Annotated in this window: 8 protein-coding genes; 6 read left to right on the top strand and 2 right to left on the bottom strand. The window is 29.0% G+C overall.

Annotated features, from left to right (window positions below; genetic code table 11):
• From ACR0QS_RS09965 to nadE, 6 genes are all read left to right on the top strand, one after another.
• The coding region (locus tag ACR0QS_RS09965) for a hypothetical protein (protein ID WP_432633296.1) at positions 1–258 on the top strand (258 nt) is incomplete at its 5' end.
• Positions 259–312: 54 nt separating this feature from the next.
• Complete coding sequence (locus ACR0QS_RS09970; RefSeq protein WP_432633297.1) at positions 313–1,425, top strand: GTPase; 1,113 nt, start codon at positions 313–315, stop codon at positions 1,423–1,425.
• 85 nt (positions 1,426–1,510) lie between these two features.
• Complete coding sequence (locus ACR0QS_RS09975) at positions 1,511–1,702, top strand: zinc ribbon domain-containing protein (protein WP_432633298.1); 192 nt, start codon at positions 1,511–1,513, stop codon at positions 1,700–1,702.
• 40 nt (positions 1,703–1,742) lie between these two features.
• The gene (locus ACR0QS_RS09980) at positions 1,743–2,162 is read left to right on the top strand and encodes a hypothetical protein (protein ID WP_432633299.1); all 420 of its coding nucleotides are present in this window, start codon (positions 1,743–1,745) and stop codon (positions 2,160–2,162) included.
• Between the two features lie 38 nt (positions 2,163–2,200).
• A complete protein-coding gene (locus ACR0QS_RS09985) occupies positions 2,201–2,896 on the top strand; it encodes a metallophosphoesterase (RefSeq protein WP_432633300.1) in 696 nt (231 codons plus the stop codon).
• 83 nt (positions 2,897–2,979) lie between these two features.
• Entirely contained in the window at positions 2,980–4,902 is a 1,923-nt protein-coding gene (gene nadE, locus ACR0QS_RS09990) for an NAD(+) synthase (RefSeq protein WP_432633301.1), read from the top strand.
• Positions 4,903–5,048: 146 nt separating this feature from the next.
• Here nadE and ACR0QS_RS09995 read toward each other — a convergent pair whose 3' ends face one another.
• Positions 5,049–5,522, bottom strand: a complete 474-nt coding sequence (locus ACR0QS_RS09995; RefSeq protein WP_432633302.1) for a thermonuclease family protein — start codon at positions 5,520–5,522, stop codon at positions 5,049–5,051.
• An 11-nt stretch (positions 5,523–5,533) separates the two neighbouring features.
• Positions 5,534–6,134: hypothetical protein (locus ACR0QS_RS10000; protein ID WP_432633303.1), on the bottom strand; the 601-nt coding region annotated here is incomplete at its 5' end.

Consider the following 6,134-nt stretch of genomic DNA (forward strand, 5'->3'; position numbering starts at 1 on the left):
AATATAGATATATCAAATTTTTATTCTAGGAAAAATATAGACCCAAATACATATATTTACGATTTACATGGATTTAATTTACTTCGTATATTCGAGCATTTAAAAGATTTAGTTATATATTTACAAGTTAAGAGCGATATAGACAAATATATAAATAATTTTATAGATAATAGAGTTGAAGAAGCTATAAAATATATAAGTAAAAAATCTTTTGAAGATAAAATAAGAAAAGTTATTACAGATAATTTAGAAAAATAAAAAATTAAAAAAATAAAAAATAAAAAATAAAAAATTAAAATTAATGAGAAGCAAATGAATGCTGAAGAATTAAGTAAAAAATTATTAGAAGCTTTTAAGGAGTTTCAAAAAGATGTGCAAAAACCACGCATATTGATTTCGGGACCAACAGGAGTTGGAAAGAGTTCTCTAATTAACAAAGTTTTTGGAGAAATAGTTACCAAAGAAGCAAAAGGAGAACCTGTAACTGATAAGGTTGAAAAGCATGAACGGGAAGATATAGGAGTAATTCTATACGATAGCCCGGGCTGTGAAATAGGCGATACGGAACAATTTAAAAAAGAAGTTATTAACGCTATACAACAAGAAAAGATAAATTTAATTTGGTATTGTATTGCAAGCACTGGAGATAGAATAGAACCGCAAGATAAAGATACAATTAAAATGTTTTTAGAAAAGAATTTCCCTGTAAGCGTAGTTTTAACTCATTGCGAATCTGCATCGGAAGAAAAAATAAAAGAATTCAAAGAAGAAATTAATAATAATTTCAAAGATATTGATATTTATATAACTTCCTCTAAAGTGGAACATAAAATATTTAAAGAAGAATTTGAAAGATTAATTAAGGATGCAATAGGAAAATTGCCCGAGACTTTAAAAGATGCTTTTATATCCGCTCAAAAAGTAAATTTAGATGAAAAATGGAATAGAGCGCATGGCATTATAGTTAAGCATGTAGCTGGAGCTTTTGGGATAGCATTTATTCCGATTCCGTTTGCAGACGCTCCAATATTGGTTGCAAATCAAATGCTAATGATAGCGAATATATTATATGTTTACGATTTGGATGGATTAGAAGCTACGATTACAGGTGGTGCTGGAGGAGGATTAATAGGTTTATTAATGACAGATTTAGGAAAATTCCTCTCTAAATCAGCTATTACTAAAATATTAAAACTTATACCTGGCGTAAAAATATTAGCAGATTTAATAAACGGTGGGGTTGCAACTATATTGACTGCTGGAATAGGAGAAGCTATTAACCTTTCTTGCTATAAGTTATACGAAGAAATGCTTAAAGGCAATAATATTGATTTCGTAAAAATGTTCGGCGATATGGTTCAAAAATATGCTACCGAGAATGTGAAAAGCGGAAAGAAAGCGGAAGATTATAAAAAGCCAGATTAATTAAATTTATGGTATAATATTTTAGTCGTTAATAATCGCAAATTACTAACGGCTAAATATTATAATTATTATTAAGGAGATATTTATGTTTCATAATGAATTTGACTTTAACAAGCCAGCTTATATTTACAAATGTAATACTTGCGGAGAATTATTTTATTCGCAAAATAACGGAAAAGGAATATTTGCAAGATTATTAAAAAAAATTAAATGTTACCATTGCGGAAGTAGAGATGTCCAATTTAGTAATTTAAACAGAATAATAAAAAAAGATTAATAATTTTATGTTAGTAAAAAATAAAAAAGGAGAATAAAATATGTGGAGAGCATTTCCAATAAAAGAAATTCCAAAAAACATATCTGAAGATAAAATATTTTATGGAGAATGTATTTTTCGACATGAAGGATATGCATTAGTAAGACCAGAATCATATCCAGAAGATCCAGATCTAGAATATGATTATTTTGAAAAATTTTATATATGGGAAAAAGTTACAAGTGGAATTGGACTCGATGCTAGAGAATTTCCGTCATATTCATTTCGAGGATATGGGGTTGACTTTGAAATAGATAATAATTATAAAAATGTAGAATTTCCAGATATTTTTCATAATTGGTTTTTAAAATATATTTTCAATAATAAAATTCGATTCCAAGTTGAATCTGAAAATAATGAAGTTATTTACATAGAGTTTCAAATTAATAAAGAGAGAATGTATGAAAATGAATATGAATAATTTATAATAATAAAGCAGAATAATTTGAGGATTAAAAAATGAAAATAGCGATTATTGGCGACTTGCATGGCAAAAACTGTTATAAAAAATTGCTTAAAAATAAAATAGGATTATTCGACAAAATTATCTTTATGGGAGATTATAGCGATGACAGTTGGATTACATTTACCGACAAAGAAATTGTAGACAACTTAAAGGAAGTAATAGACTTTAAGAAAAAATATAAAGACAAAGTCGAGCTATTAATCGGAAACCATGACTTTCAATATATAGTCGGCTACCCAACGGCAAGCAGATATAGAAAAACTTACGCGAAAGAAATGCATCAAATATTTACCGAAAACAAAAAATTATTCAAAATGATATTCATAGCGAATAATTATATTTTCACTCATGCGGGAATAACTAACGGATGGATTGATTATATAAAGAAAAAATACAATATAGAAAATATCGGATTAAATAATATTGAAAAAGAAATTAATAAAGTTTATGAAGCGGATAAAGAAGACTGCAATATAGTTTCGTTTAGAAGAGGAGGATTGAATAAATTTGCGGGACCTTTATGGGCTGATACGGAAGATTTGCTCGAAGACGCTTGGGTTGGCTATAATCAAGTAGTCGGGCATAATAGAGTTAAGCCTCGCTCGGTAATAAAGAGAGAAAATTATAATATTTTTTTAGCGGACCATTTTGATACGAATCAGGATATTTTACTTGAGGTTGATATATAATCGAAAAATAAATTTTCAAACTCTTTTGACAAACTATTATTTTTTAGTATATAATATATTAAAACTAATTTTAGGATTTTAAAATGAAAATAGCGTTATCTCAATTTGAAATAATCCCTTCGATACCCGCGGACAATGCGGCAAGAATGATAAAATTTATAGAAGATGCAAAAAATAATAAAGCGGACATGATAATATTTCCCGAGCTTTCAATTTCTGGTTATTTAATCGGCGATATGTGGGAAAGCGAATCTTTTATAAGAGAATGCGAAGAATTGGGAGAGGAAATAATAAAAGCCTCGAAAGATATTTTTGTCATATTTGGAAATGTCGCCGCAGATAGAAATAAAAAAAATTTTGACGGAAGAGTGAGAAAATATAACGCTTTGTTTTTGGCGAAAGACGGAAAACTTATAAAAAATCATGCGTCAAAAATCCCCTACCCTTTCACAATAAAAACCTTGCTTCCAAATTATAAAGAATTCGAGGACCCGAGACATTTTTATAGTTTGAAAGATTTAATTTTTGAAAATATTTTTAAAAATAATTATAATAAAAATAATTTTAATAGCGATTTAATAAAAGAATATTTTAAACCGATTGAAATAGAAATTAACGGAGAGAAAATTAATCTGGGACTTACTATTTGCGAGGACGCTTGGAGTTCAAATTATAATTTATCGCCTATGGATATTCTAAACGAAGGGACGGATTTATTTATCAATATTTCGAGTTCGCCCTACACTTTAATAAAAGACGATAAGCGCCATAAAATGTATTCGGATATTGCGAAAAAATATAATAAGCCTTTGATATATGTCAATAATGTCGGCATTCAAAATAACGGAAAAACGGTTTATACTTTTGACGGCGGATGTTATGTATATGACGATAAAGGAAATATAATTTTAGATTCAAACCGATACGAAGAGAGTTTATATTATATTGAAATGGATTTAAGAAAAAAAGAATATCCGAAAACGATAATTATAAAAGAAGAAAACGAATATAAATTAATTTACGAAACGATTATTTACGGGATAAGAAAATTTATGAAGTCGATTGGAATAAATAAAGTCGTTATAGGAGTTTCGGGCGGAATAGATTCGGCTTTATCTTCGGCAATGTATGTCCAAGCAATCGGCAAAGATAATGTTTTGCTTGTAAATATGCCGAGCAAATTTAATTCCAATACTACAAAAAATTTGGCGAAAACTTTAGCGGAAAATTTGGGCTGCGCTTATATGGTTGTTCCGATACAGGAATCGGTAGATTTTACGATAAAACAAATTGAAAACTGCCCCGTTATAAAAGACGGAAAAGAAAGTTTTTTAAAAGTGTCTTCGTTCGTTTCGGAAAATATTCAGGCAAGAGATAGGTCGGGAAGAATATTATCGGGTTTGGCGGCTTCTTTCGGCGGAGTGTTTACCTGCAATGCAAATAAAACGGAGACTATTGTCGGTTATTCAACTTTATACGGAGACGGAGCGGGATTCTTTGCGGCTTTAGCGGATTTGTGGAAGTATCAAATATACGGACTTGCAAAATATATAAATCAAAACATTTTCAAAAAAGAAATCATACCCGAAGGCAGTATAAATATCGTTCCATCGGCGGAATTATCTAACGCTCAAGCGGTTGACGAAGGAAAAGGCGACCCGATAAAATATGATTATCATGATTATTTATTCAAAGCATTAATGGAATCTTGGAATAGAATTCTCCCAGAAGATATTTTGCAAATGTATATTGACGGAGTATTGGAAGAAAAAATAGGATGCGAAAAAGGACTAATAAAAAAATATTTCAAAAGCGATTTGGAATTTGTGGAAGATTTGGAAAAATGGTGGCGACAATACATGGGAATGTCGATTTCAAAAAGAATACAAGCTCCTCCGATACTCGCGATTAGCAGGCGGGCTTTCGGTTTCGGAAATAGAGAATCTCAAAACAGAGTTTATTATACTTCAAAATATTTGTATTTGAAAAATAAAATTCTTAATTAAATTTTGATTAAAAAATAAAATAGCGACTTACCCGAATTGATTTAGGTTCACATAGCGAGTTATTTAAGAAATAGAAAATAATAAAAAAGAACGAGGTTTTATCCCTGTTCTTTTTTGCGTTTGAATTACTTATATTAAATATATATTCACCAAACTTTAGCGCCACCATCATAAGATTTAGCCAAACCTTTTTTAATCAAATACTCTGCAACATCAATATTATCAACTTTAACTGAAGCAAGTAGTCTAAAATATTTATCCCGTCCTAAATTATATAAAATAATTTTATTTCCACTATTAAATAGTTTTTCTAATTCCTCTTTTGCTTTTATAGCTATATTTCTTATTTCCTCTCGACTATCATTTAATTCTGGCGTATCTATTCCTCTTATCCGAACGGCTATTTCTTTACCAAAGACATCTGGAACATTTTCTATATTGATTACAAAAGTATCGCCGTCTCTAACTTTGACTACCATAAAATCTTTTATTTCGTCTTTATAATATTCCGCATGAACTTCAGAAATTAGAAGAACAAAAAATACCAGTATAAAACATTTACTAAAGCAAGCCATTCCATTTTTAGAAAAATAAAATGATTTGCTTTTAGTAGTTAACATACAATAATATATTAATCAAAATTTATTGGTTTATGCCATTTTTTATTTGAACTTCTATAAATTTCTTCATCCCATTTTGCACTTTGAGTAAGAGTTGCTATGCGGTATTCATCATGGTCTGTAAATCTAAAAAACTCTCCTTCAGTAATAGGAGGTTCATAATCATCGCTTTCTACATACATCATACATATAGGGACGCCATAACGCCATTCATAATAAAACGCATAAACAAAAACAAATTTATTTGTATCGTTATTATTTTTAGATTTTTTATATATAGCGCCATATAAGAAACGATAACCATCGCCATGTATTTCTTTACTAACTAACATTTTATGTAAAATAAATTTAACACCTTCATCTTTATAGCAAATATCGCCTTTATCATTGAAATAATACCCTTCAAATTTAGAAATAGGAATATCTTTTTTATTTTTATACATTTCATCACTTCCAATATAATAATAACTATCATAATAACCATTATAAGCAAGAGTATACTGCTGGCTACTTGATACTAACCTAATAAATTCCTTTTCCTCTTTACTTTTACATGCTATAAAAGTAATCATTACAAAAATTATTAATATTATGTTTTTCATTTTCTTTCTC

The sequence above is a fragment of the Brachyspira sp. genome (genome assembly GCF_050873525.1).
Taxonomy (GTDB): domain Bacteria; phylum Spirochaetota; class Brachyspiria; order Brachyspirales; family Brachyspiraceae; genus Brachyspira.

What these genes read in the sequence shown, in the direction of transcription:
- ACR0QS_RS09970 (WP_432633297.1), top strand. Translation starts at nt 313, where the DNA reads ATGAATGCTGAAGAATTAAGTAAAAAATTATTAGAAGCTTTTAAGGAG.
- ACR0QS_RS09975 (WP_432633298.1), top strand. Translation starts at nt 1,511, where the DNA reads ATGTTTCATAATGAATTTGACTTTAACAAGCCAGCTTATATTTACAAA.
- ACR0QS_RS09980 (WP_432633299.1), top strand. Translation starts at nt 1,743, where the DNA reads ATGTGGAGAGCATTTCCAATAAAAGAAATTCCAAAAAACATATCTGAA.
- ACR0QS_RS09985 (WP_432633300.1), top strand. Translation starts at nt 2,201, where the DNA reads ATGAAAATAGCGATTATTGGCGACTTGCATGGCAAAAACTGTTATAAA.
- nadE (WP_432633301.1), top strand. Translation starts at nt 2,980, where the DNA reads ATGAAAATAGCGTTATCTCAATTTGAAATAATCCCTTCGATACCCGCG.
- ACR0QS_RS09995 (WP_432633302.1), bottom strand. Translation starts at nt 5,522, where the DNA reads ATGTTAACTACTAAAAGCAAATCATTTTATTTTTCTAAAAATGGAATG.